The sequence below is a fragment of the Vibrio sp. 10N.239.311.G01 genome (genome assembly GCF_041465805.1).
GTDB lineage: Bacteria > Pseudomonadota > Gammaproteobacteria > Enterobacterales > Vibrionaceae > Vibrio > Vibrio crassostreae_C.
On sequence record NZ_JBFSRM010000007.1, the window covers coordinates 61639 to 84558 of the forward strand.

A 22920-nucleotide genomic window follows, 5' to 3' on the forward strand; every position below is an offset into this window, starting at 1 on the left:
ACGAAGATGGCAGCACACCGGTAGACAGCACGTTCAACTTGACGGTGACGCCAGTCAACGATGCGCCTGTAGCCATCAGTGATTCTTACAAAAACGTTCAAGAAACCATATTGCTCACTGAGTCATTCGAAAATATGGCAAACCCAGCGGGTTGGGCGGTTGTTTCTAAAGACCCATCAGAGGTATGGGACTTTACTAATGGTATAGAGATTGAGCGAGACGGCTTAATTGTTGATGCTACCGACGGTGATTTTTACGCAGAGCTAGACCCACATAAAAACACGGTGATGACGACATCAATTGATACGTCGGATCAAGACTCTTTGAGGGTAGAGTTCGATTATAACCCTCGCCAAGACGGCAACTCGTCGTCTGATATGACTTTTACTGTTGGGAATACAACTATTACGCTGCATGCGGATGGAACAGTGACTGCTCCAGAAGGCATTTCTGTAACACTAGATGGTCCGGATAACAAAGGTTGGTATCAAGTAAATGCTGAGTTTGATGTTAGTAGTGATGCTACTTTAATCGCTTTTGCTGGTGCGGGTGAATCTGATTCGCTTGGTGCGTTTATCGATAACATTACAGTTACCGGAATAGATGCACCCAAACTCATAACGGAAGAAGATCAGGCTCTTACTATTAGTGGTAGTGAGCTGTTAGCCAATGATTTCGATGTTGATGGGGATGACATAACCATTTTTTCTGTCAACGCAACCGATGCTACAAACGGTTCTGTTCTGCTGATAGATGGCAATGTCGTGTTTGAACCTAACCAAGACTTCAATGGTGAAGCGACTTTCGAATACACCATTGTTGATACTCATGGTGAAAAAAGCACTACGACAGTGACCGTTAATGTCACACCAGTAAATGATGACCCTATCGCGAACGATGATTCAAGAGCGTTAGGTGATAACCTGATCGTCAATGGTAGCTTTGAAGACTATGAATCGGTATCAAATGCCGGTTGGGGTTCTCGAATCGACCAACTAGATGGTTGGTCCTACGATGCAAGAACTGGTGCTTTAGATTCAGTTCAAGAAGGCTATGCTGTTGATGAAACAGACGGCGATCGTATGATTGATATGGAAGGTAATGGTGACAATGTAACCCTTACTCAACAAATTCAAGGTGTAGAAAGCGGTACCTTATACCAACTGTCTTTTGATACTGCAATGTACGAAAGATTGCCGAGTGCTGAGCTTGAGGTCATTTGGAACGGCGAAGTTGTTGCTACGATTACCCCTGAAAGTAACATAATGCAAACCCAGTTATTGGAATTATTAGGTGGGAGTGGAGATGGTTCAAATACCCTTTCATTTAGAGAAGTTGGCACTGAAGGCGACAAGAGTGGGACTTATCTAGACAATATCAAATTTCAAGAAGTGATTAAAAATCTTCAGACACAAGAAGATGTAACTCTCGATATACCTAGTAGCGAGTTACTTTCGAATGACTCTGATGTTGATGGTGATACGTTAATCATTTTAGATAGTTTAGTGATTGATCCAACATACGGTCAGGTTGAGTTAGTTGAGCTACAAGATGGTTCTCAGACCGTTCGTTACACTCCAGCGGATGACTTCAATGGTATCGCTACGTTTACTTACACAGTTTCTGACGGTAAAGGTGGTACTGATTCCGCCGTGGTTACGATTAATGTCACTCCAGAAAATGATGCTCCAATATTTGTCAAAGATGGAGTGCCGATTGGCGATACTGATCAAATAAGTGTATCGACTAAAGAGGATAACTCTGTATCTGGTAAGGTTACTGCAACCGATATTGACGACACTGACCTGACTTACACGGTGAGCCAACCTACAAACGGTAGTGTTGAGATCGACCCTGAAACGGGCGAGTGGAAGTACACTCCGAACAACGAGTTTGATGGAGATGATTCATTTGTTGTTGCCGTGTCGGACGGTAACGGTGGTACAGATACGGTTGTAGTGAATGTTGATGTATTACCTGTTGCTGAGCTAACAGTTACTGCTGGCCAACCAGTGACAGAAGCAGAAGATGCTTTCTTATCATTTGAAATCAACCTAGATGAGCTTGTCTCTGAGAACGTTGGTCTTGATCTTACACTAGGGTCGGCAGGGGATACTGCAACTAAAGGTGTCGATTACGAAGACAAGATCTACGTTAAAGATGGACAAGATTATAAAGCGCTTTCAGATCAGGAGCTTGCCGATCTTATTATTGCTAGCGGCTCTGATAGCTTAGAAGTCTTCATCAAGGTTCTTGATGATAAATTGCTTGAGGGTGAAGAGACTGTAACTCTAAATGCTAGCTCAACTAGTGAGTTTGTTGAAAATGACAAACAGGACTCAGGTACAGCTAAGATTGTCGATGAGTCAGACACAAACGACAAAGATACCGTTACAGTTGGGCTGACTGGTCCCGATTCAGTTATTGAGGGTGATAAGACAAGTCCATTTACGATTACGCTAAGTGAGCAAGTGCCTGAAGATAGTGTGGTTACTCTTCAGTACTCTTACACAAATGCGAGCAATGAAGATATTGTTGAAGTTATAACTGTAAACGTAGACGCAAATACAAATACAGCGACCTTTGAGATTCAAACTGAACAAGACAACGAATACGAAGTTGGACAAGAGTTTAACGTTAGTGTTGTATCCGTAACCCAAGATGGTACCGATGTATTTGAGAAGCTAGATACTTCTAGTGCTGATAAAAATGTAGCTATTGACGACAGCCATGATAACCCGCCAAAAGCTGAAGACTTCTCTATTTCTCTCAATGCAGATGGCTCTTCGCAAGTTATTTTCGATACCGGGATGGGGACTATCGAAGGTGATGGTACAGACCATATTTCTGATAATGAAGATGATAACGATAATGACGCAGATACAAATCTCGGCGTGATCATCACAGAGCTGCCTGATTCAGGAACTCTTTACTATGTCGATGGTAATAACAAGGTTGAAGTGGTAGTTGGGCAGACGTATGCAGATCCTAACAACATCGTTTATGAAGATGACCAAGAATCAACGGGCTTCTTCTTAGGTGTTGATGATACATCCACATTAGATAAAGGCCCTCATAGCACTGCAGAGTTCCATAACTGGGGTGATGAAGTAGATGCGTATACTCGCGAACTGAAGTTTGATAATGGTGATGTCGTCACCATTACCTCGGAAGGTCGAAATAACGTTGACGCTAAGCCTTTAGTGCAAAACAACAGTCAGCAAGGCCATATGGGTTTCGGTATTGCATCGACTAATCGCGGTATTCACCAAGACGAGGCGATCAACATTGATTTCTCTTCTCGTCCAGCGGACTCAGTAACGGTTGGTCTAAGTGGTTTGGGTGGTTGGTTTGCCCCAAATGCTGATGATAGTGTTCAATCAAGAGCTGAGATTACAGTCACCTTTGATTATGGTAATGGTGTCACAGAAGAACAAACCTTCCTTTATGATGACACCCACAATAATCAAAATGTCACGATTGTCGCTCCTGAAGGTGCTGAGATTGTTTCGGTGGAAGCAAGCACACAAGGACCAGGTAACTGGGAGCTGACTTCTCTTGAAGCTAAGGCGTCAGATTTATTCGAATACAAAGCGGTAGACAGTGATGGTAACGAAAGTGAAGTTAAGACAGTTACTATCGATAAGTCTGGTAACCTGAATGCGAATAACGATCCGCAAAGCTTCGAAGTTAAACTGGGTCAGTTCAGTGAAGACAACGACTCTCCATGGTCGGCTGAAGGTGCTGAGCTGAGTGCCAGCTTCAATGGCCAAGATAAAGACTTTGCACACAGCGGTATTAAGATTGGTGTTGCCGACAAAGTGGGTGGATTGGGTGCTCAGATTGAATATGATCGTGCAGAGCAGCAATCTGAGAAGTTTGAAATCAACTTAGATAGCCCTGCTACTCAGTTTACATTTTCAGTATCTAACTTGTTTAAAAACGAAGGTAATGACGGTGATTTCACTGATAACCATGAACAAGGCAGTTGGGTAGCGTACCTCAATGGCGTAGCGGTTGCAGGTGATACGTTTATTGCTGAAGACGGTAACAATAAAGGTACTTACGAAATAACACCGCTTGGTCCTGATGGTACTCCAATCGCGTTTGATACTGTGGTATTTGAAGCAACTGAGTATTCCAACCAAGCAACGAATGATAATGATGCGTCAGATTACTTCCTAACTGGTTTTAAAGCCTCTAGTGAAGGCGCGTATGCAGTGAATCAAGGCGGCATTCTTGAGATTCCAACATCGAAGCTTGCTGGCATTATCGGTTCTGAGCTTCTAAATAACGATATCGATTCAGATGGCGACAATCTACGTATTACCTATGTATACGGTGAAACGGAAGGTAATGCGTATATCAAAGACGGCATCGTATACTTTGATTTAACTGGCGATGATTTTGTCGGTGAAACAACGTTTAAATATCAGGTTACTGATGATAATGGCCAAATCGCGAGTGCTGAAGTTAATGTTATCGTCAACCCTTTACCGACTCCTTCTAGTGTTGCGTCTGTAGACCTGCTAGCAGACTCAGTAGTTGAAGGTGATGATCTTGGCTTTAAAGTAATTCTGGATTCAAGTGCACTTGTTGAGTCTGTATTGGACGTTACTTTTGGTAAGAACACGGATGCTGCGAATGATTCGGGTGAAGAAAAAGATCTCGACTTGAGTCAGGTTCGTTTTACTAATGGCGTCACCTATGATCAGCAAAGTGGAAAACTGATTGTCCCAATTGGAGTGAAGGACTTTGCAATCTTGATTCCGACAATTGATGACAGTCTCCATGAGATCGCTGAAACCTACACCGTGACTGTTGATGGTGAATCTGCAGTGGGCAGCATTACTGATAACGATGAAGCTCCAACTATCGATACAGTGAGCAACGCGGTTAATCCAAATAATGAACAAGTAATTGAAGGCGATGTAGCTGTCTTCACCGTGAACCTAGTTAGCACAAGCAGTCAAGAGACTCGATTCGATTGGTCGTTAAACTCCGGTTCAGCTGAGCTCGGTGATAACAAAGATTTCACCAACAACGTAGAGTTCACTGAGGGCGTGACGCTTGTTAATGGTCAGCTTGTTGTGCCTGCGGGAGTAACGTCGTTTGACATCAAGGTACCAACTAACGATGACGGCATTGATGAGTTAAATGAGAGTTTCACGCTCGAAGTGGGTGGCAAGCAAGGTATTGCAACGATCATCGATAATGATGAAGCACCGCAAGCACAGGACTCACATGTCATTGGCGATGAGGCACAAGCCCAAGGTTCATCGATTACGTTTGAGTGGGCCGATTTCAACGTTTCTGATGCAGATTCTAGTGAATTGTCGATTGTTATCACTAGTGCTCCAGGCGCGGGTGATATGTATCTGTACAACGAATCTACTGATGAATGGGTTCTGTTAAATACTGAAACGATTGGCACAGGAGTATCAGTAAGCCAAGAGCAGGTTGAACAAGGTTTCTTGATATTCAACCCAGTAAGCTATGAATCTAGTACGTCAATGTCTGATGAAGAGAATGTAGTAACTGGTAATAATCAACAAGATTATGCTGAGTTTAACTACCACAGTTCGGACGGCATCAACACCAGCTCTAGCACGACGATGTCGATTGATATTCGCCCTGATACGACGCTTGCCAAGTTAGTAGTAGATACACCAAATGTAGATTTAGATGAAGGTTTTAAGTTAGAGCAATGGGAGAACCTAGACTTTGATTACAACAATGGTAGCGGTGTCGCTCCGGACGTTGTTGAACAAGCTATCGAGTCTGCAGGTGCTGCCAACACTTCAGAAGTCACACAGACGCCAGACTTTGGCACTCAGAACTCTCCAGCTATCGAAAACATTTCGAGCAAACTTACTGGTTTGGTATTCCTAGTTGCTGGTGAGTCATACGTGTTTAGTGGTCATGCAGATGATTCATTTAGACTTGAAGTCGGTGGTGAAACCATGGCCTCTCAAACTTGGGGCGGAGGCGGTACCTATGAGTCTTCAGCCTTTGTACCATCGACATCTGGTTGGTACACAATTACTGCATTCCACGACAACGAGGCTGGTCCAGGTAATGCCACTATCAGTGTCGCAGTTGGTGGCAATGAACCCGTAGACTTTAACACGGACAACTTCGATATTGTTCCTGATGTAAGTTCGCTTGAGGATAAAGTTAATATCGGGGCACAGGTTGAACATGAATCCTTAGAGGGTGGTTATTACCCAGCGTTCGATATTAATGAAGGGCTGGAAGATACCTTTATCAATGTCTCTAAGATCACGACTCAGCTTGTTGATACCGATGGTTCAGAGACGTTGAGACTCGTCGTGTCTGGTTTGCCTGAAGGTTCAATTGTTAAACTTGGAGATCAGGAACTTGTTGTTAATGCTGATGGTGAAGTTGATATATCTGCTTGGTTAACATCAAATGGTACTGCCGAAACAGTGCTCGCTGATCTGATGATTCAGGTTGATGAACCAGGCACTTATAGCGTTAAGATTGAAGCTATTTCAGACGAGATTGTTGGCGATACCAGTGAGATTTCGAATGGGGCCTTCGAGCTAATTGTCCATCCAGTACCTGTTGGACCAGATGCTGAAAGTAAGGAAGCCTCTGGACAAGAAGATACTATTTTAGTGCTATCGATTGATGATTTTGGGATTGAGTCTGGCAACGATGTGGTGATAACTCATCAACCACTCGATGGAGCGTTGGTGATTAACCTTGGCACTGTTCAAGAGCCAAATTGGCAGCCGCTAAACTCGACTCAGATTACATCGGCTCAATTAACTTCAGGCGTGATAGGCTTTAATCCAGATGCTAACGAATCTGGTTATGACGGCTTTAATGTTGATGGTGTAGGCAATAAATCGAATGACTACGCTGAAATTAAGTTCAAGGCTGTAAACGAGAATGGTACGTCAGAAGAACATACGCTTACGGTAGATATTACGCCAGTAACGGACGTTCCTATTATCTCTGTTTCTTTGGGTGACATGCAGGAGACTAACGCCGTATTTGGCCATCCGACGGATAAAGAAACTATCTTAGACCTTTTCAATAACGGCAAGTTGTTGAGCGTTAATGGTGAGCTTTATCAAGGTACACATGACCAGGATGATAGCTTTCTTGTTGCGGGCAGTAGGGACAGTAACTTATTCGTAGCTCATGAGACGTATCCCGGAGCTCCAGGAACGCCAGAACAAGCTCTAGCAGTGCATTATACAGGTAACTATAAAGGTTCCGACGTATTTATTGGTGGTAGCTTAGATGACACGTTTAAGGGGGCGAACACCGACTCTGACCATACATTCAATGATCATTTAGGCTTTGATGACGACGGTAATGAAATTCGAGCAGTAGATACAGTTATTTACGAAGGTTCAATGTCTGATTTCACCGTTACATACGAGAAAGAATCCGGTCGATTTAGAGTAATTGACACTACTGGTAATGAGACCAGTCTCCCAAGTGTAACTGGAGCAGGTGATACGCTTTACTTTATCGAACAGATCATCTTTAGTGATGGTATTGTTAAATTAGACAACGAAAGTGGAACCTCAAATATTGTTAAAGACAATATGATTCCATTAACAGTAGATGTTGAATTGCAGGATAAAGATGGCTCTGAACATCTAGTTGATGAGCGCGTTGAAATTACAGGTATCCCTGTAGGTGTAGACCTCTACATTGATGGAACGAAGGTTGAACCTGTAGATACTACGAATGGCCTTCAAACATTTAATGTATCAGTTGATCTAAACCAATCTAACAACTTTAGTTCAAGTATTAATGGTGCTCAGCTTAAGGTTACTGCTGATTACACTGGCAGTTTAGACTTTACGGTAGCTGCTCATGCCGTAGCTGAAGATTATAATGGCAATCAAGCAACAGGCTCTGATTCGGCATTTGCTACGTTTGCTGACGATAAGCTCATAGTAGACAACTCTCCAGATGAACAACTCTTAGGTGACAGTGCGAACGATGTAATTATTGGTGACGTTGGTGGTGTAGATACTACGATAACGCCAGCGAAAAATTACAATATTGCGCTTTTAGCAGACGTGTCGGGCAGTATGAAAGATAGCTTTGACGGCAGTACACGACTTGCGGTGATGAAAGCAGCGCTGTTGAACTTTGTTGAAGGATTAGATACGCATTCTGGTACGATCAACATCGCGCTTATCGGCTTCGCTTCATCGGCAAGCGCAGCAGTAAGTATTTCTGATATCCAAGATAACAACTGGAGTGCTTTAAATACAGCAATCGATAGTCTTTCAGCCAACGGTGCAACAAACTATGAGTCAGCGTTTGACTCGGCTAAAAGCTGGTTCGATGGTGTAGGTAGCTCGAATGCTAATGCAGAGAATGTAACCTTGTTTATGACTGATGGTAAGCCGACAACATATACGGGCGACCCAGGTGGTTCAGGAGGTTCGACTGATAGCCTTGATCTCACTAAAGCACTTGAAGCCTATAATGAACTTTCAAGTATCAGTAAGGTTAGAGCAATCGGTATTGCGACCGATAGTAGTGAAACAGAGACGTTGCGCATGTTCGACAACTCGAATGTTGTAGATAGCGTCGAATTGCCATTAGCCCAACAAGTAAGTTCATTTGAGCAAGAGTTAGAAGTTGAAGTTAAAAACAACGAACCTGCAGAGACGGCGTATGGTACATCTTTCGTAATTGCTGCTGACCAGTCAGCAAATATTGAATTGGACTTTAGCGTTAAGCAAGGGCTAGCAAACAGTGACATCTTTAGTTGGCGTATCGAAAAGCTAGAAAATGGCTCTTGGGTAACGGCTTATGGTCCGATTAACGGTTCTGCTGACGCAACTAAGATACTAGATATTGCTGGTGAGTATAGGCTAGCAATGATGTTGGATAATGTAACTAATGATCAGAGTGATGCTATTGATTTGGATGCAAACATAACTATCTCTGAGAGTTTGAGCGTACCATTGGGTGAAGCGGATGTCGTTACTAATGCAAACCAATTAATTGCGGCGCTAGAGGGCGAGGTATCAAATACCACATATCGTAATATGGATGGAGACACTATCCTTGGTGGTAAAGGTGACGACATTATTTTTGGTGACTCTATTAATGTGGCTGGTCTGCCATGGGAGCAAGTCGGTAATCCAACTGAACAAAAGCTGGGGCTTGATGGTTTGAAGCAGTTTTTGAATCTGAAAAATGGCTCAGAAGCTAACGATGAAGAGCTACATCAGTTTATTTCAGAAAATCACGATACCTATCAATTATTTGATGAGTCACTTGGTGCACTGAGTAGTGTGCTTGGTAAAGGTGACACTCTAGATGGTGGAGAGGGTGATGATATTCTTTACGGTCAAGGTGGTGCGGATACTATAATTGGTGGTTTAGGAAACGATATTCTTACCGGTGGTGATGACGCTGATATATTTAAGTGGGTTGATGGAGACTTAGATGGAAGTACCGATCGAATCTCTGATTTCAGCATCGCGGAAGGAGATAAGGTTGATTTGTCTGACTTATTTGCTGATGCGCCAACTCAACAACAAGTCACTGAGTTGTTAGACAACATCGAGGTTGAAGGAGGCGAAGTTAACTCCGCCATGGTTGTAGAAAAAGATGGACAGCAAGTTAAAATTGAATTTGATGGCCTCTCCGCTGCAGACTTGACGAATAGTTTGTCTGACATCCTTGTTATTAAAGACGATTGAGTTTGCTGATACCAATAAAAAACCGAGATTGAAGAATCTCGGTTTTTTTATGAACTGTAACGCTGTTTCTTAGATTGGTAATTTGTATTTAAAGAACCTTACAAGCAAAGCCTTTCAGGTAGAAACCTTCTGGGTAGGCAGTGTCTGTTAGGTGGTCGGCTGCTTGCTCGAAGCGTTCTACGAACTTAACAGTGCGGCCTGCATCTAATGCTGCATCAGCAATGATTTTTTGGAACAAATCAGTACCCATTAAGCCAGAGCAAGAGTAGGTGAGTAGAGTGCCGCCTGGTTTCAGGATTTGCATTGCAAGCATGTTAACGTCTTTATAGCCGTTGGCGCCTGAAGTTAGGTTATTCTTGCTTGAAACAAATTTTGGCGGATCCATAATCACTACGTCAAACTTAGTGCCTTGGTCACGGTATTCACGAAGCAGTTTGAAAACGTCAGCATTTAGGAACACAGCGCGCTTTTTCGAAATATCAAACTCATTAAGTTCAGCGTTGAATTTAGCTGTATCAAGAGCTAGTTGAGATACGTCAGCGTTGATAACACGCTTTGCGTCGCCTTTAAGCGCGTAAAGGCCAAAACCACCCGTGTATGAGAAGCAGTTAAGGACATCTTTGCCTTTAACGTACTTCATAGATTCTTTGCGGCTATCACGTTGGTCCATGTAGAAGCCCGTTTTGTGGCCTTCCATAATGTTCACGCTGATCTTAACGCCGTTTTCTTCAATCACAATTGACTTAGGTGGCTCTTCACCGTGAAGAACGCCAACAACCTGTTCTAAGCCTTCTTTCTTACGAACTGCCACGTCTGAACGCTCGTAGATGTTGCAATCAGGGAAGCACTCGATTAACGCTTCTACCAATGCGCTTTTGTTAAATTCAGCGCCAGCACTTAGCAGTTGGCAAACAAGGAAATCTTGATATTTGTCGATTGTGATACCTGGCAGGCCATCAGACTCTGCTGCGGTAAGGCGGTAGCCCGTTAGACCATCACGTTCGATAATGTCCTCACGTAAAGACTGTGCGTCTTGAATTCGTTTTACGAAGAACGCCTTGTTGATCTCTTCTTTTTCAAATGTCCAAACACGAGCTCGAATTTGAGATTCTGGTGAGTAAGACGCTTTTGCAAGCCACTGACCATTTTGAGCATATACGTCTACAGTTTCACCTTGTTTTGGTTCGCCTTCGACCTTATCGATACCGCGTGAAAATACCCAAGGGTGTTTGCGGCGTAGTGATTTATCTCGGCCTTTAGCTAGATGAATTGAAGGAGTCATAATTTACTCTGTTTGTTGAATTTGAAGGAGGGGTATTGTCGGGGAAGTACAGGTGAAAAGCAAATAAGAAAGGGCTGCAGAAGCAGCCCTTGTAATGATTAATCAACACATTGTGGTTGGAGAGCAGTATTAAGCTTTAAGACCTGTCAGCAAACCTTCCATCGTATCGCTTTGTTTACGAAGTTGGTCAACATTGGAATTACTCTTACTGATCATCTCGCAGATGCTGTCTGATTGATGACGAATCTCTTCAACACTTTGTGCAATGTTGTCGGCAACTACGCCTTGTTCTTCAGCTGCTGTAGCAATTTGAGTGCTGCTATCTGAAATAGATTGGTTCTTTTCCGCTAATGAACCGATCTCGACGTTCACTTCTGACATCAGGGTTTGGCCTTCATTAGCATTGTTCACCGTGACTTCCATCAGCTTGGTCAGTGATTGGCTGTTACGTTGTAATGACTCAATCATACTTTGGATTTCAACCGTTGCTTGTTGAGTGCGCCCGGCAAGGGCACGAACTTCATCGGCAACAACCGCAAATCCACGACCTTGCTCGCCAGCACGTGCAGCTTCGATAGCAGCGTTCAGCGCCAACAGATTAGTCTGTTCAGAAATACCGTTGATGGTTGTGACTACTTCATCGATCTGCGCCGCGTTGGCATCCAGTTCTTCTACTGCTTGTGAAGCGGACTGGATCTCTTGAGATAGGCTAGAGATAGACTCCAGTGTATTTGAAACCTTGACTTGACCACTTTGAGCAACGCCGCGAGCGTCCATCGTTTGTGAACTAGACTCATGAGCAAGAGTCGCGACTTCGCGAATCGTAGCCGCCATTTGTTCCGTTGCACTTGCCAAGCTATTCAGGTGTTCCTGTTGGTTACCTGAGATGTCTGAACTTTGTTGTGTTGACTGGTTCAAGTCCGAGCTAATTTGCTGCATGAGAGCGACAGACTCTTGGATTGATAGAACCATGTTTTGTTCACGTTTAGCGACTTTATCGATTGTAATCGCGATTTCACTGAACTCGTCACGAACTAAGAAGTAGTTCATGCGGCAAGTTAAGTCGCCATTCGCTAGGGTGTTCAGAGCTTTGTTCATAGAGAACATTGCGCCGCCGATGAAAGTCATGATGTAGTAAACACCTAGTGCGATCAGCGTTAGGGTTACTGCGATAATTGAAACCTGAGTCGTCGATAGAGCAGACCAAAGGTTTTGGTCATGGCTAGCAACTAGACTGAACGCACCATTCATCACTGAAACAGAACCAACACCGTAGCCTAAAGAGATGGTTTCAGAACTGCTGACAAGCTGAGCAACTTGATCTTTAGTGAGTTGACCTGCTTCGATAAGCCCTTTCATCAAGAGCATTTCTTCTTGATAAAGATGAGCAAGTAAAGAGTCCGCGGCACTATCTAAAACGAGAGTTAATATAACCAGGGCGAGAAGAGGCAATAAGAAGAGTAGATAGAACTTTTCTTGGATTTTTAGGTGAATGAGATATTTGTCAATCCAACGAAATGGGATTTCTTTCATAATCGTTATACTCGAAGTAAGTCCACCAATAAGCGGTGAATGAATAGAAGCTCGACTATATCATTCATATAATTTATGAGGCAACGTTATGGAAAGTTCACAATATATTTTTGTCGTGTCAGGCGTAGTTCAATGTGTTGGGTTCCGTTACCACACCAGTAGGCAGGCGCAAGCTATGGGACTCTCAGGTTATGCGAAGAACTTAAATGATGGTCGAGTTGAAGTGTTAGCTGTCGGAGAGAGTCAGCAAATAGAGAAGTTACATGCTTGGCTCAATATTGGCCCTTCGAGCGCAACAGTAGACAACGTAGTGATGCATCAAGTGAAAGAGAGTGAGCGCCAGGACGTACGCATAGGGGCGTTTAAAATACTGTAGTTATGGTACTACAGTATTTATATCGAACGTAACTTAATGACCTAAAGCGGGTTAGGTTTTACAAGCACTTTGCTGGTTTAGGTAAACCGGCGAGCTTGGTTGCTTGTTTTGCCGGCCCTTTTTTGAATAACTTGAAAAGGTATTTACTGTTGCCTTTTTCTGGGCCGTGGGCTTTTTCCATTGCTTTAACGAGCATGCGAACCGCTGGTGAGGTGTTGAACTCTTCGTAAAAGCTCCTTACAAAATGTACGACTTCTAAGTGTGCATCTGTAAGTTCAATCGCCTCGTCTTGAGCAAGAATTTCAATCATGCCTTCTTCCCATTGCGTGTAATCCAATAGGTAGCCTTGAGCGTCGGTTTCGATTTGCTTGCCGTTATATTCAAACATGTTTAATCCAGAATCCAATTAACTATGCGGATAGGGTACATGACCAAGTTTGTCTTTCTCAACAGAAATTGTAGCTATCCAATGAAATATCGTACTTATAGATACAAAAAAGCCCAAGAGGTAGGCTCTTGGGCTAGATATTCTTCAATGATGGGAACGATTAGTCGTCGCTGCCCATGATGCCTAGGATGCTTAGTAGGCTGATGAAGATGTTGTAGATCGATACGTACAAGCTGATCGTTGCAGAGATGTAGTTTGTTTCACCGCCACGAATGATGTTTTGCGTTGTAAGCAAGATAACACCAGTCGAGAACAGGATGAACATACCGCTCATTGCCAATGATAGTAGAGGCATTTGTAGGAAGATGTTTGCAACCATACCTACAAGTAGTACTACGAAACCAGCTAATAGCATGCCATTAAGGAACGACAGGTCACGCTTAGTTGTTAGTGCGTAAGCTGATGCGCCCATAAACGCCAGTGCTGTACCGCCAAGTGCAGTTAGGATGACATCACCCATGCCTGCGCCAACGTACATGTTTAAGATTGGACCGATGGTGTAGCCTAAGAAACCTGTAAATAGGAATGTGAAGACTAGACCCATGCTGTTGTCACGGTTCTTTTCTGTTAGGAAAAGTAGGCCGTAGAAGCCAACTAGCATGATAATAAGACCCGGGCGAGGAAGGTTCATCGCCATGGATACGCCTGCTACAACAGCAGACCAAAGTAGTGTCATAGACAGTAATGCGTAGGTGTTACGCAACACTTTATTGGTTTGCAGAGCACTTTCTTGAGATGCTGTGCGTGAAAACATAGGGCTGTTCATAATCTTCCTCGTAAGGTGACTTCAATAGTTATTAGTACATTTATGGGGGTGAAAGTTCGAAAAATCAAGTCTCTCATTCCTCTTGTATACGCAAAATAATAATCAAAATAGTCGGTTAAGTGTTTCTGAAGGTGTAACAAAGTATTTCTTAAAGTGCAGTTAAGGTTCGTTGTTCAATTTTAATCGCACTGAATCGCTGTTTATAATCTTGAAAAACTAATTATAACACTGAAACCAAAGAGGCGACCTAAGCCGCCTCTGTAGTTTATGCATCATAACACATTAGTGGTGTAAGATTTGGCTTAAGAAGTTCTGCGTTCTGTCTGATTGTGGGTTTTCAAAGAAATCGACAGGGTTGTTCTCTTCTATGATTTCACCGGCATCCATGAAGATAACGCGATCCGCGACCTCTTTAGCAAAGCCCATCTCGTGCGTTACACAAAGCATCGTCATGCCTTCTTCTGCAAGCTCAACCATTACGTCTAACACCTCACGAACCATTTCTGGATCGAGCGCCGACGTTGGCTCATCAAACAGCATCACTTGAGGGTTCATACACAAAGAGCGAGCGATAGCTACACGCTGCTGTTGACCACCTGAAAGCTGACCTGGGAACTTGTCCGCTTGCTCAGGGATTTTTACGCGCTCTAGGTACTTCATTGCAATCGCTTCGGCTTCTTCTTTTGGCATCTTTTTGACCCAGATTGGAGCCAGAGTACAGTTCTCTAATACCGTCAGATGTGGAAACAGATTGAAGTGTTGGAAACACATGCCGACATCTCTACGCACGGCTTCGATGTTCTTTAGGTCTTCCGTTAATTCATTACCTGAAACGAAGATATGACCTTTTTGGTGCTCTTCTAATCGGTTGATGCAGCGGATCATCGTTGATTTACCAGAGCCTGAAGGGCCACAGATAACGATTTTCTCGCCTTTTTTAACTTCTAAATTGATGTTCTTAAGTACGTGGAATTCACCGTACCACTTGTTCATGTCTTTCAACTCGATCATAAGACCTTGAGAGTTGTTTTCTGTCTGCTGCGTCATAATACGTCCTTGATCTTGTTAATTATCGTTTGTGACCGGTGTGAAGTCTGTTTTCTAGCCATATCGAATATCTCGACATGCCAAAACAAAACACCCAGAACACTAACGCGACAAATACATAACTTTCTGTTGAATACCCAAGCCATTCAGGGTCGGTATTCGCGGCTTGGCCAATTCCTAGTACATCAAACATACCAATAATCAAAACAAGACTGGTATCTTTAAACAAACCAATGAAGGTGTTCACAATTGAAGGAATCGTGATTTTAAGAGCTTGAGGTAGAATGATAAGCCCAGTCTTTTTCCAGTAGCTTAACCCCAGAGCATCAGCTGCTTCGTATTGGCCTTTTGGTATTGCTTGTAGACCACCTCGAATTACTTCGGCCATGTAGGCTGCACTGAATAGAACTACCCCTACAAGTGCTCGAATGAGCTTATCGGTTTCTGTCCCTTCTGATAAAAAGAGTGGCAGCATTACTGAAGCCATGAATAGAACTGTAATGAGCGGTACGCCACGCCAAATTTCGATGTATACGGTACACATACTGCGAATGATCGGCATCTCTGAGCGGCGCCCAAGAGCAAGTGCAACACCAATAGGGAGTGACACTACAATACCAACAAGTGCGATGACCAGTGTAACCAGTAGGCCGCCCCATTTATGGGTATCAACAACTTCTAACCCAAAGACGCCACCGTATAGCAAGCCAGCAATGATAAATGGGTAGATGTTGACGAAGAACAACCAAATCCACGTACGTTTAGGTGTTTTTTCATAAGCCAGTAAGGCTACAAAAATGGCCAACGTTGCATAGAAGAGGCGAGGTCGCCACAGTTCAGCTTCTGGGTAGAAGCCATACATGAATTGGTCCCAACGAACGCTGATAAAAACCCAACAAGCGCCTTCGCTAGTACAGGCATCACGTGTGGTTCCTATCCAGTCGGCACTGATGAATGCCCAATCCGCTATTGCCCATAATAGGGTGAAAGCAAAGTAAGCAAGAATCACAGTGACGACGCTGTTAACAGGTCCATTAAATAGATTTTTTCTTAACCAACCGACTGGCCCAACGGTATTCGCTGGAGGCGGAAGATCAGGTTGAAATTGATGTGTACTCATCTTATCTCTCCACCAATGCTACTTTGCGGTTGTATATGTTCATTAGAGCGGACGTTAATAGGCTCAAGGTTAGGTAGACGCCCATTGTCATCGCGATTACTTCGATAGCTTGTCCAGTTTGGTTAAGTGTTGTTCCTGCAAATACAGAGACAAGATCAGGATAACCAATGGCCATCGCAAGTGATGAGTTTTTGGTCAGGTTTAGATACTGACTGGTTAGTGGTGGGATAATGATTCTTAATGCTTGTGGAATAATGACAAGCTTTAGAGTTCTAGAACGTGGGATGCCTAGAGACATCGCAGCCTCAGTTTGCCCATGGTTTACCGCGTTAATACCTGAACGAACAATCTCAGCAATGAACGCTGCTGTATAGATACTTAAAGCGAGCATCAATGCAGCAAGCTCAGGGATTATCGTAACACCACCCTTGAAGTTAAACCCTTTCAACACAGGGTAATCTGCAGAGATAGGCATGCCCATAACAAAGTAAGTTATCAACGGTAAGCCTAAAATCAACGCAGCTGCAATTCGCAACATCGGTGTTTGTTGGCCGGTCAGTTTCTGTCTGTTCTTAGCCCAGATGTTGATAATAAACGTAGCGATAATACCGACAATCAATGATGCGATGACAATGCTACTGCCTTGCTCAAAGACTGGAGCAGGGAAGTACAACCCGCGTACGTTCAAGAAAATTGCTTCACCTAGACTCATACTTTGACGAGCAGAAGGCAAGGCTTGTAGAACGGCGAAATACCAGAAAAAGATTTGTAATAGCAGAGGGATATTTCGGAATATCTCAATGTAGACAGCTGCAAATCGGCTAACTAGCCAGTTTGAAGAGAGTCTAGCGATACCCATACTAAAGCCCAGCACTGTCGCTAGCATGATGCCGAGTACTGAAACCAAAGCGGTATTGAGAAGACCGATAAAGAATGTACGACCGTATGAGAAGGTCTCGTCGTATTCAATCAGTGTTAAGCCGATACCAAAACCAGCTTCTTGGGAGAGAAAATCAAAACCAGTGGTGATACCACGGGAATCTAAGTTTGTGAGTGCATTATTTACAATCGTGTAAAAGAAAGCACAAAGCGCCCCGACGGCGATAATTTGGAAAATGATGGAGCGAAAAGTGGGGTTGTAAAATAAGTTGGCACTTTTGGGCTGTGGCTTTGCCTGAGCTGGAGAAATAGTTTCATTAGGTTTCATACTACTATAACCTCAAATCCATTTAATAAATAGGGCGGAAAACTCCGCCCTAATTGATGCTTGAAAATTTATTAACGGATTGGTGGAGCGTACATAAAGCCGCCCGCATTCCATAATGCATTTACACCACGAGAGATTTGAAGTGGAGAACCTGTACCAACAGTACGCTCAAAACTCTCACCGTAGTTACCAACTTGCTTAATTACTTGGTAACCCCAGTCGTCGCGAATGCCAAGGCCTTTACCTTTAGGACCGTCTACACCAAGAATACGTTTGATGTTTGGATCTTTTGACTTAAGCATTTCGTCTGCATTTTTAGAGGAGATGCCGTATTCTTCCGCGTTAATCATTGCTGAAAGTGTCCACTTAGCAACGTTAAACCATTGATCATCATCTTGACGAACAACAGGGCCTAGAGGCTCTTTAGAGATGATTTCAGGAAGTACTTCTGCAGATTTAGGATCAGCTAGGTTTAGGCGAAGTGCGTATAGACCAGATTGGTCAGTTGTTAGTACGTCACAACGACCTGCGTCGAAACCTTTCGATGTTTGTGCTGCCGTATCGAATACCACTGGCTTGTAAGACATGCCACTGTTACGGAAGTAATCGGCTAGGTTAAGTTCAGTTGTTGTACCTGATTGAACACATACAGAAGCGCCATCAAGCTCTTGAGCACTTGTTAGGCCAAGTTCTTTCTTAACCATGAAGCCTTGACCATCGTAGTAGTTAACGCCTACGAAGTTCAGACCTAGAGCAGTGTCACGATGTAATGTCCATGTTGTGTTACGAGATAGTACGTCGATTTCGCCAGATTGAAGCGCAGTAAAACGCTCTTTTGCTGTTAGAGGTACATACTTAACTTTAGTCTTGTCACCGAGTACAGCCGCTGCAAGAGCTTGACAATACTCAACATCAATTCCTTCCCATTCACCTTTTGAGTTAGGGTTAGAGAACCCTGGAAGACCGGTACTTACACCACAAGTTAGAAAACCTTGAGATGTGACTTTGTCCAGAGTGCTTTCTGCCGCTGATGCCGATGTTGCCATCATCGCAGTTGATGCAGCTACTACTGAAGCAAGAAGTGTTAGTTTATTTGTCATTTGTATCCTTCCTTGTTAACCAGGTGACACCTGATACTCGTGCTCGTTTGAGTTTCTCTTATGTGTTGCGTTTTCTATGACCTTGTTGTTCAAATTAAACGAGTTGCATTTTGCAAATGAAACTGTGTGCGATTTAAACAACTGTTTATAAGGTTAGGAAAGGATCCGTAGTTTCACAAATGTATAATTTAAAAAGAATTTTGAATGAAATCACAAATCCGAACACAATTAGAATGACCAAATGTTAAGTGAATGTAAATAGTGCAACGGTTCACACTGTTGGTGCAACGAGATTTAGATTTTTATATTGATAATCGACTAGATAAATATTCTGAATAAACATCACAATGATGAAATATTAAACTTAAGAAATGTTGAAATTTGGTCAATAAATATTTTTATTACACTTCGATAGTTATGAATATGCTCCAAATTTGGTAGCATGGCTGAATAGTTATTGAAGTAGTCTCAAGGAAGAACATGCGTTATTTCCCAATGTTTTTGGATGTAGAAAATAAGCCAATCTTAGTGGTTGGTGGGGGTGAGGTTGCTTGCCGTAAAGTCGATAGCTTACTACGAGCGGGAGCGGATGTGACTTTGGTGTCTCCCAAGGTAGCGCCTTACTTAAAGCAGCTTGTGGACGAGAACAAGCTTCACTGGGTTCAAAACTTTTACTCGTCACAGATCATATCGAAAAATTACTTGCAGGTTTGGGCCACAACAGACAACCCAAGCTTGAATCACCAAGTGTATAATGATGCGAAAAAACTGGGCATTTTAGTCAATGTGGTTGACGATCTTCCTTACTGCGACTTCATCACACCTTCGATGATAAATCGCGGCAGAATCCAAATTGCCATCTCTAGTGGCGGGGCATCACCTGTTTTAGTAAGAAATATCAGAGAAAAACTCGAAACGGTATTGCCACAAAACATAGGTTTGATAGCAGACTTCGGTGCATCAAAACGCAATTCAATCAAAGAGTCATTCCCAACCGTCGACGAGCGTCGTAAATTTTGGGAGCGTTTCTTGTCATCCAGCTTTATCGAGCAGGTGAATGACAGAGAGCAGTTAGAGTCTTACTACCAGCAAGCGCTAACCGAAGGCATTGATAGCGAAGGGCAGGTCACTTGGATTGAATTCGAGCAAGATGTCGAGCTGTTGTCTATGAAGGCTTTACGTTTGATGCAGGAGGCAGAGCTCGTACTTTCACCGAGCGATTGTCCATTTGAATTTATCGACCTGTGCCGCCGAGATGCAGAAAGAGAGAGCTACGCCAACAGCGGAGAGCTATCAACAAAGCTTGAGCAAGCAAGAGCAGAGAAATTACGAGTGTGTGTGTTTATTCCACCAGCAAGCGTAGAGTTTAATCTGTTGGTCGGCAAAGACCTAAAATTGTCAGCAGCCCAAGTACTCAGTTGAGGTAATTGCTTCTAGTTGAAATGAGAGCTTTCTGGTTGTTTGAAATCGGCTAGAGGCTCGGAATAAAACTAAAGCTGGACCAGATAAATAAAAAGCCACTTCAAAAGAAGTGGCTTTTTGCTATTTCAAACACGACATTGTGCTGATGAATGAGCAACCCAAATAGGCGGTCACTCAAACTCAAAAATTAGTCGCGGAAGTTGTCAAACTGGAAAGGTTGACCAAGTTCACCGCCGCGAACTAGAGCCATAACAGCTTGTAGGTCATCACGCTTCTTACCAGTAACACGAACTTTTTCGCCTTGGATAGAAGCTTGAACTTTAACTTTGTTGTCTTTGATTAGCTTAACGATCTTCTTAGCGACATCAGTTTCAATGCCTTGCTTAAAGATAACCGTTTGGTGCCAAGTGCGACCTGTTTGGTCTGCCGCTTTCGCTTCCATCGCGTTAGGATCAACATTACGCTTCGTTAGGTTGCTGCGAAGGATATCGCGCATTTGCTTCAGTTGAAAATCGTCTTGAGCAGTCAATTTTACTGATTCATCTTTGTAATCAAAGCTTGCGTCAACGCCGCGGAAATCGAAACGAGTCGATAGTTCACGGTTTGCGTTGTCTACTGCGTTACGCAGTTCTACTGCTTCTACTTCAGAGATAATGTCAAATGATGGCATTGTGTTGTTTCCTTAAGCTAAGTTTCTATCTTTAATTGCTGTTGCAAGCATGTCTAGCATTGTTGCAGTATCTTCCCAGCTTAGGCATGGGTCAGTAATCGACTTGCCATATTCTAGGTTGTTAATGTCTGTCATTGGCTGGTTGCCTTCAATAATGAAGCTCTCTGCCATAATGCCTGCAATTTGGTTCTTGTTAGATTTAATTTGCTCACAAATGTCTTGTGCAACTTCTAACTGCTTACGGTGTTGCTTCTGACAGTTAGCGTGGCTAAAGTCTACAACCAAACGTTGAGGTAGATCGAATTCAGCCAGTTGCTTACATGCAGTATCTACAGATTCAGCGTCGAAGTTAGGGCCTTTATCACCACCACGTAGAATAACGTGACCGTATGGGTTGCCAGAAGTACGGTAAACCGTCATGCGGCCGTTCTTATCTGGAGAGTAGAAGTAGTGTGAAGCATGTGCTGCACGAATTGCATCGATAGCAATCTTGATGTTGCCGTTGGTCGCGTTCTTGAAGCCAACAGGGCAAGACAGTGCAGAAGCCATTTCACGGTGAATCTGAGATTCAGTTGTACGAGCGCCAATCGCACCCCAAGTGATAAGGTCTGCAATGTACTGACCTGTGATCATATCAAGGAATTCAGTCGCGGTAGCTAGGCCAAGCTTGTTGATATCTAGCAGAAGCTTACGAGCTTTGTTCAAGCCTGTTTCAAGTGCGTATGAACCATCAAGGTTAGGATCTGTAATCAAACCCTTCCAACCTACAACAGTACGAGGCTTCTCGAAGTAGGTTCTCATTACAACGAACAGTTCATCTTTGTACTGGTCTTGAATTTTGCTTAGGCGCTCAGCGTAATCAAGTGCCGCATCTGTATCGTGAACAGAGCAAGGGCCTACGATAACTAATAGGCGGTTATCACGACCAGTTAGGATATCTTCGATTTGGCGGCGAGAATTTTTAATGCGCTCAGCAACGTCGTCAGTAATAGGGTGTGCATTGCCTAGTTCGGCAGGAGTTGGCATAGGACCCAGAGCTTGGGTTCTCAACTCATCAGTTTTTAATGGCATGTGATAGCTTTTTTATTCTATTGCGAAGTGGTTAAGATAACGGAATTGAACAGAGGAATAAACTCTATTGAGTCAAAGTTATCTCAGTTATTGCTAATATTCTTATTTTTATCAGCAGGCCAGCGTCAAATAAGGGATTTTCACTTGTATTAACAGGCAGCTATCGGTATTTTCGTTTGAACACAACATAAAAATGCTGGAGCAGCAATGACTCAAGAAAATCAAAGCACTTTGCACCCAGAACTCGTCTTAGGTGATGTGCTGCCTTCTTACAACGATAATAATAATTCTAACCACTTATACGTTTCATTATCAGAATTAGTGATGGATCGTGTCTTCTACCACCCAAGTATCGAGAGTCACTTAGATACTTTGACTGATATTGAAAAAACGTCTTTAGAAGCGATCCTTGGCGATAAAACAGTCGATGAGCATTTTGTTTCGACCTTAGTGATTGCCATTCAAGCTGCCGTTCAGCCAAATCACACTTCTGTTCGTATCGCATTAAGCAGTGCAGACAGCTATGGATTCCGTTCGCTGCTTGGCGGGAACTGTGAAGCAGAAGAGATTAACCCTGCACTAGGTGTTCGTGGCGTTGCTCGTTACGCGACACCAGAATACAGCAAGGCTTTCGCTTTAGAGTGTCAGGTTATTAAGGCATTACGTGAGCAGGGCATCAACGTTGAAGTAGTTGTGCCTTACGTTCGTGCGTTAAGCGATGCCGCTAAGATTATTGACCTGCTTGCCGAGCAAGGGCTACCACGCGGCCTTAACGGTTTGAAAGTACTGTTCTCGTGCGATGTGCCGTCTGCAGTGCTACTGAGCGAACGTTTACTGCATTACTTCGATGGTGTAGTGGTAAACGTTGATAGCTTAGCGTCTTTCACTTTAGGCGTAGACAAACACAATGAAGCTCAGCAGCACGCTTTTGATCCACAAAACGAAGCGGTTATTACCTTGTTGGATATGATTGTTAAAGCAACCCTGAACGCGAAGAAGCCAGTGCTGCTAGTTACGCAAGGTTTAGTCGATTATCCACGTCTACAAGGTTACATTGCTGACCTTGAAGGTGTTGAAACGGTCGTGACTGCGTAAATCTATTAGCTTGCCTGATAAGCCGACTTAAGGCGCTAATGCTTTGAGAATGAAAGAGATATCATTGTGC

The 22920-nt window shown here is 43.3% G+C and carries 14 protein-coding genes; 4 read left to right on the forward strand and 10 right to left on the reverse strand.

Features of this window, described 5'->3' with window-relative positions; genetic code table 11:
* Window positions 1–44: 44 nt before the first annotated feature.
* On the forward strand, window positions 45–9713 hold the full coding sequence (locus tag AB6D06_RS07635; RefSeq protein WP_372110104.1) for a tandem-95 repeat protein: 9669 nt from the start codon (window positions 45–47) through the stop codon (window positions 9711–9713).
* A gap of 88 nt (window positions 9714–9801) precedes the next feature.
* Here the strand turns inward: AB6D06_RS07635 and AB6D06_RS07640 are convergent, their stop codons facing one another.
* Together AB6D06_RS07640 and AB6D06_RS07645 are read right to left on the reverse strand one after the other, a co-directional pair.
* A complete protein-coding gene (locus AB6D06_RS07640) occupies window positions 9802–10995 on the reverse strand; it encodes a class I SAM-dependent methyltransferase (protein ID WP_372099271.1) in 1194 nt (397 codons plus the stop codon).
* 129 nt (window positions 10996–11124) lie between these two features.
* Window positions 11125–12528, reverse strand: a complete 1404-nt coding sequence (locus tag AB6D06_RS07645) for a methyl-accepting chemotaxis protein (protein ID WP_372099269.1) — start codon at window positions 12526–12528, stop codon at window positions 11125–11127.
* 88 nt (window positions 12529–12616) lie between these two features.
* Here AB6D06_RS07645 and yccX point away from each other — a divergent pair, with 88 nt between their 5' ends.
* Window positions 12617–12904 (forward strand): acylphosphatase, encoded by a 288-nt coding sequence (gene yccX / locus AB6D06_RS07650; protein ID WP_065677517.1) that lies wholly within the window; start codon window positions 12617–12619, stop codon window positions 12902–12904.
* A 58-nt stretch (window positions 12905–12962) separates the two neighbouring features.
* Here the strand turns inward: yccX and AB6D06_RS07655 are convergent, their stop codons facing one another.
* The 6 genes from AB6D06_RS07655 to AB6D06_RS07680 all read right to left on the reverse strand — a co-directional run bounded on the left by AB6D06_RS07655 (window position 12963) and on the right by AB6D06_RS07680 (window position 18592).
* On the reverse strand, window positions 12963–13292 hold the full coding sequence (locus AB6D06_RS07655) for a TusE/DsrC/DsvC family sulfur relay protein (protein ID WP_017057205.1): 330 nt from the start codon (window positions 13290–13292) through the stop codon (window positions 12963–12965).
* Window positions 13293–13452: 160 nt separating this feature from the next.
* On the reverse strand, window positions 13453–14118 hold the full coding sequence (locus tag AB6D06_RS07660) for a Bax inhibitor-1/YccA family protein (RefSeq protein ID WP_017057206.1): 666 nt from the start codon (window positions 14116–14118) through the stop codon (window positions 13453–13455).
* 282 nt (window positions 14119–14400) lie between these two features.
* The gene (locus AB6D06_RS07665; protein ID WP_017059704.1) at window positions 14401–15165 is read right to left on the reverse strand and encodes an amino acid ABC transporter ATP-binding protein; all 765 of its coding nucleotides are present in this window, start codon (window positions 15163–15165) and stop codon (window positions 14401–14403) included.
* Between the two features lie 22 nt (window positions 15166–15187).
* Window positions 15188–16285 (reverse strand): amino acid ABC transporter permease, encoded by a 1098-nt coding sequence (locus AB6D06_RS07670; protein WP_017066317.1) that lies wholly within the window; start codon window positions 16283–16285, stop codon window positions 15188–15190.
* 1 nt (window position 16286) lies between these two features.
* Window positions 16287–17492 carry an amino acid ABC transporter permease gene (locus AB6D06_RS07675; protein WP_017066316.1) on the reverse strand — a complete coding sequence of 402 codons (1206 nt, stop codon included), beginning with the start codon at window positions 17490–17492 and terminating at the stop codon, window positions 16287–16289.
* Window positions 17493–17563: 71 nt separating this feature from the next.
* Window positions 17564–18592, reverse strand: a complete 1029-nt coding sequence (locus AB6D06_RS07680) for an amino acid ABC transporter substrate-binding protein (RefSeq protein ID WP_017059701.1) — start codon at window positions 18590–18592, stop codon at window positions 17564–17566.
* Window positions 18593–19072: 480 nt separating this feature from the next.
* Here AB6D06_RS07680 and AB6D06_RS07685 point away from each other — a divergent pair, with 480 nt between their 5' ends.
* Window positions 19073–20014, forward strand: coding sequence for a bifunctional precorrin-2 dehydrogenase/sirohydrochlorin ferrochelatase (locus AB6D06_RS07685; RefSeq protein ID WP_017059700.1), 942 nt, complete (start codon window positions 19073–19075; stop codon window positions 20012–20014).
* Window positions 20015–20201: 187 nt separating this feature from the next.
* On the opposite strand, the gene AB6D06_RS07690 is transcribed toward AB6D06_RS07685, so the two are convergent.
* Both AB6D06_RS07690 and AB6D06_RS07695 read right to left on the reverse strand, forming a co-directional pair.
* Window positions 20202–20684 (reverse strand): YajQ family cyclic di-GMP-binding protein, encoded by a 483-nt coding sequence (locus AB6D06_RS07690; RefSeq protein WP_372110094.1) that lies wholly within the window; start codon window positions 20682–20684, stop codon window positions 20202–20204.
* Window positions 20685–20696: 12 nt separating this feature from the next.
* A complete protein-coding gene (locus tag AB6D06_RS07695) occupies window positions 20697–21755 on the reverse strand; it encodes a 3-deoxy-7-phosphoheptulonate synthase (protein WP_017059698.1) in 1059 nt (352 codons plus the stop codon).
* Between the two features lie 207 nt (window positions 21756–21962).
* Between AB6D06_RS07695 and AB6D06_RS07700 the strand changes: the two genes are divergently transcribed.
* Complete coding sequence (locus tag AB6D06_RS07700; RefSeq protein WP_017059697.1) at window positions 21963–22850, forward strand: putative PEP-binding protein; 888 nt, start codon at window positions 21963–21965, stop codon at window positions 22848–22850.
* The last annotated feature ends 70 nt before the right edge of the window (window positions 22851–22920 follow it).

Bases quoted from the DNA above. Each gene is read 5' to 3' on its own strand.
- AB6D06_RS07685 (WP_017059700.1), top strand. From the start codon at position 19,073: ATGCGTTATTTCCCAATGTTTTTGGATGTAGAAAATAAGCCAATCTTA.
- AB6D06_RS07660 (WP_017057206.1), bottom strand. From the start codon at position 14,118: ATGAACAGCCCTATGTTTTCACGCACAGCATCTCAAGAAAGTGCTCTG.
- AB6D06_RS07690 (WP_372110094.1), bottom strand. From the start codon at position 20,684: ATGCCATCATTTGACATTATCTCTGAAGTAGAAGCAGTAGAACTGCGT.
- AB6D06_RS07670 (WP_017066317.1), bottom strand. From the start codon at position 16,285: ATGAGTACACATCAATTTCAACCTGATCTTCCGCCTCCAGCGAATACC.
- AB6D06_RS07640 (WP_372099271.1), bottom strand. From the start codon at position 10,995: ATGACTCCTTCAATTCATCTAGCTAAAGGCCGAGATAAATCACTACGC.
- AB6D06_RS07680 (WP_017059701.1), bottom strand. From the start codon at position 18,592: ATGACAAATAAACTAACACTTCTTGCTTCAGTAGTAGCTGCATCAACT.
- AB6D06_RS07665 (WP_017059704.1), bottom strand. From the start codon at position 15,165: ATGACGCAGCAGACAGAAAACAACTCTCAAGGTCTTATGATCGAGTTG.
- yccX (WP_065677517.1), top strand. From the start codon at position 12,617: ATGGAAAGTTCACAATATATTTTTGTCGTGTCAGGCGTAGTTCAATGT.
- AB6D06_RS07695 (WP_017059698.1), bottom strand. From the start codon at position 21,755: ATGCCATTAAAAACTGATGAGTTGAGAACCCAAGCTCTGGGTCCTATG.
- AB6D06_RS07675 (WP_017066316.1), bottom strand. From the start codon at position 17,492: ATGAAACCTAATGAAACTATTTCTCCAGCTCAGGCAAAGCCACAGCCC.
- AB6D06_RS07700 (WP_017059697.1), top strand. From the start codon at position 21,963: ATGACTCAAGAAAATCAAAGCACTTTGCACCCAGAACTCGTCTTAGGT.
- AB6D06_RS07655 (WP_017057205.1), bottom strand. From the start codon at position 13,292: ATGTTTGAATATAACGGCAAGCAAATCGAAACCGACGCTCAAGGCTAC.
- AB6D06_RS07645 (WP_372099269.1), bottom strand. From the start codon at position 12,528: ATGAAAGAAATCCCATTTCGTTGGATTGACAAATATCTCATTCACCTA.